The sequence below is a fragment of the Nocardia sp. NPDC004568 genome, assembly GCF_040609955.1.
In the GTDB taxonomy this organism is placed as follows: domain Bacteria; phylum Actinomycetota; class Actinomycetes; order Mycobacteriales; family Mycobacteriaceae; genus Nocardia.
The window spans coordinates 1-2,617 of the sequence record NZ_JBEXLL010000175.1 but is presented as its reverse complement, the minus strand read 5'-3'; the positions used below and the strand labels follow the sequence as shown (position 1 = coordinate 2,617).

The window sequence follows — 2,617 nt, the reverse complement described above, 5'->3', positions numbered from 1 at the left end:
CGAGGTTTTGCGGACGGTGTATCCGGAGACCGATTCGGGTCCGGTGCAGGTGGTGCTTCCGGTGGGGGAGGCGGTGCCGGAGTTCCGGGTTCGTGCGGTGTCTGCTGCGGATGTGGTGTCGGCGGTGTCGGAGTTGGCGTCGGCGGGGTTCGATGTGACGGCCGAGGTGCCGTTGCGGTTGGCCTTGTTCGAGGTGGGCGAGTCGGCCGACACCGAGTCGGTGGCGGCCGGTGAGTTCGTTTCCGGTGAGTTCGTGCTGGCGATGGTGGTTCACCATATTTCCGGCGACGGCTCGTCGGTGGGTCCGCTGATCCGCGATCTGATGACCGCGTATGCGGCGCGTACGGCCGGGAATGCTCCGGGGTGGGTGCCCCTGCCGGTGCAGTACGCGGATTACAGCATCTGGCAGCGTGAGCTACTCGGTGACGAAGCAGATCCGAAATCCCTGGCGGCGCAACAGGTCGGGTATTGGCAGTCGACGCTGGCGGGTATTCCGGATCAGTTGGATCTGCCGTCGGATCGGCCGCGTCCTGCGGTGCAGTCGTTCGCCGGTGGCCGGGTCGAGGTCGCGATCGATGCCGAGATCCATGCGGGTTTGCAGCGGGTCGCGCAGCAGCAGAACGCGACCTTGTTCATGGTCGTGCATTCGGCGTTGGCGGTGCTGTTGTCGCGCCTGTCGGGTGTCGATGACATCACTATCGGTACGCCGGTGGCGGGTCGTGGTGAGCAGGCGCTGGATGATCTGATCGGTATGTTCGTGAACACGTTGGTGTTCCGGACGCGGCTGGATCGTGGTGAGTCGTTCACGGATCTGCTGGCGCGGCAGCGCGAGGTGGATATCGCGGCGTTCGCGCATGCGGATGTGCCGTTCGAGCGTTTGGTGGAGGTGCTGAATCCGGCGCGGTCGACCGCGCGGAATCCGCTGTTCCAGGTGGGCCTCTCCTTCCAGAACCTGGCGCAGTCGAGTTTGGAGTTGCCGGGTCTGACGGTGTCGGGTCTGGATATCGATACCGGTGTTTCCCAGTTCGATCTGCATCTGATCGTTGCCGACGAGTACGACGGTGCGGGGGCGCCGCGGGGTGTGCGGGGTCAGTTGACCTATGCCACCGATCTGTTCGATCGGTCCACCGCGCAGGAATTCGTGGAGCGGTTCCTGCGGCTGCTGGGTGAGATCGTGGCGGCGCCGGAAACGGTGGTCGGCGAACTGGAGATCTTGGCCCCGGCCGAACGAGCAGTGCTGGCGGAGCGTAATTCGACCACGCGGGAGCTCGATTCGGCGGCGACTCTGGTGTCGTTGCTGGACGCGACGGTCGCGGCGGCTCCGGAAGCGGTGGCGCTGGTGGCCGCCGACGGTGCACAGACCACATATGCCGAGCTGGGTGCCCGGGTCAATCGGTTGGCCCGGTACCTGGTCGCGCAGGGTGTGGGTCCGCAGGACCGGGTCGTGCTGGGGTTGCGGCGGTCGGTGGATCTGGTGGTCGCGATGTACGCGGTCGCCACCGCCGGTGGTGTGTATGTGCCGGTGGATCCGGATCAGCCGGCCGAGCGGACCGGTTACATCCTGGACACCGCGGCACCGGTCTGCGTGCTGACGAACACCGCGACCGGATTCGGCGCGGGTGACGGTGTCGCGGATACGCCGGTCGTAGTGCTCGACGAGTTGGATCTCTCGGGCTTCGCCGCTTCCCCGATGTCCGACGGGGAGCGGGTCGCGCCGTTGCGGGCGTCGAATACGGCGTATGTGATCTTCACGTCGGGTTCGACGGGTCGTCCGAAGGGTGTGGCGGTGCCGCATGCGGCGATCGTGAACCAGTTGCGGTACATCACGGCCGAGTTCGGGCTGGATGCCTCGGACGCGATCCTGCTGAAGACAGCCGCGACATTCGACCTGTCGGTGTGGGAGTTCTGGCTGGCGGCGGTGTCCGGCGGCCGGATGGTCATCGCGTCGCCGGACGGTCATCAGGACCCGGCCTACCTGAACAGCTTGATGCGTGGCGAGGGCGTGACGACACTGACGGTGGTGCCGTCGATGTTGGAGGCGCTGCTCACCGCGGACGAAGGTACGCCCGGTTCGCTGCGACGGGTGCTCGCTATCGGTGAGGCCCTGCCCGCGGCGACCGCGCAGCGGATGCTCACTGCCCACCCGGGTACCGGGTTGTTCAACCTCTACGGTCCGACCGAGGCCGCGGTGTCGGTCACCACGCATACCGTCACCGATGCCGATGTGGCGTCGGTGCCGATCGGTGTGCCGCAGTGGAACAGCCGTGTGTATGTGTTGGATTCGCGGTTGCGTCCGGTGCCCGACGGTGTGGCGGGTGAGTTGTATCTGGCGGGTGCGCAGTTGGCGGTCGGGTATTTCGGTCGGCCGGATCTGTCCGCGGACCGGTTCGTGGCCGATCCGTTCGTGCCCGGTGCCCGGATGTATCGGACCGGCGATGTGGTTCGCTGGACACCGGCCGGTGAACTGGATTATGTGGGTCGCTCCGATTTCCAGGTGAAGATTCGTGGTTTCCGGATCGAGCTGGGGGAGATCGAGGCGGCGTTGCTGGCGTTGCCGGAGGTCGCGCAGACCGCGGTGGTGGCGAAGTCGGATCCGCGGACCGGGGATCGGCTGGTC

General features: G+C 66.5%; 1 protein-coding gene. It reads left to right on the top strand.

The annotated features are described in order from the left end of the window. The coding region (locus ABZV91_RS32375; protein WP_355249519.1) for an amino acid adenylation domain-containing protein at positions 1 to 2,617 on the top strand (2,617 nt) is incomplete at both ends.